We start from the raw sequence: 1,072 nt of genomic DNA, 5'->3' as shown, positions 1-1,072 counted from the left end.
GTACCGGGTCGGGTGCCGCGGCAGGCGGCGGCGCCACGGGCGGCGCAGCCACAACCGGCGCGGCGACCGGCATCGCCGGCGCAGCGGGCGGCGGCACCATCGCCACCTCGATCGGCTTCTCGCGCCCGAACGCCAGCCACGCCAGCATCACGATCAGCGCCAGGCCCAGCACCGCGGCGACGAAGCCCCAGCGCATGCCACCGCCGTCGGCCGCATCATCGTCGTCGGAGACGCCGCTCCCCGGCTGCGCATGCAGCCCGGGCACGCGGCCGCGTTCGCGTTCGGAATCGGCGCGCCGCAAGGCATCGAGGATGTAGGACATCGCAATGCCTTTCAGTGGACCAGGCCGGCATCGGCCTGCAGGCGCGGCTCGTCCACGCCGGTGGCGCGGTTGAGCTGCATGAAGGTGGTGGGCCCGGCGACGCCGTCGGCGTTCAGGCCCCAGGCGACCTGGAAGCTCGCGACGCGGGCCTTCAGCGCCGCGTTGAACGGCTGGGCCGCGGCCGGCGCCGACGCGCCCTCGGCCCGCGCGACCTGGCTCGCGAGCGCATCGACCGCCGGCCCGCTGTGGCCCTCGTTCAGCGCCGACTGGTAGCCCTCGGGTGCGCGCCAGAAGGTCGCGAAATCGCCGCGCCATACCTTGGCCAGCGAGCGCAGCGACACCGTCTGCGTGATGCCGCCGGCACGCAACGTGGCTGCCTGCGGCGTGAGGCCGGTCAGCAGCACGAAGTTCGGCTGGCCGTCCTCGTCGCGCAGCTGCAGGATGCCGGGGCGGTTGAGCTGGCGGATCAGCGCCAGCGTGGCCACCGTGCGAAAGCACTGCAGGTTCTCGCGCTGCGCGGCCGCGCACGGGTCGGGCAGGTCGGCGGCGAGCTTCCACGCCGGGGCCAGCTCGCGCCAGGCGTCCTTCTCGGCGCGCCACGCGGTCTTGAAGCCGTCGCGCAGGTCCAGCGCCACGGCGCTTGCCGCGGGCGGGGCAAGCTGCGGCACCGAGGCGGCGGCCAAGGCTTTCGGCGCGCTGGCCGGGCCCGCGGCGCTGGCGCCCATCGACGCCGAATCGGTGTCGCGGAAC

2 pseudogenes are annotated in these 1,072 nt (G+C 75.1%); both read right to left on the bottom strand.

Features of this window, described 5'->3' with window-relative positions:
* Positions 1-322 (bottom strand): annotated as a pseudogene (locus tag AC1DYN_RS32715) (general secretion pathway protein GspB); the annotation flags it as partial.
* 11 nt (positions 323-333) lie between these two features.
* A pseudogene (locus AC1DYN_RS32710) lies at positions 334-1,072 on the bottom strand (peptidoglycan-binding protein); the annotation flags it as partial.

The sequence above is a fragment of the Rhizobacter sp. P2_D12 genome, from assembly GCF_056404395.1.
The sequence above is the reverse complement of the archived record's forward strand: the minus strand, read 5'-3'. Positions and strand labels throughout refer to the sequence as shown.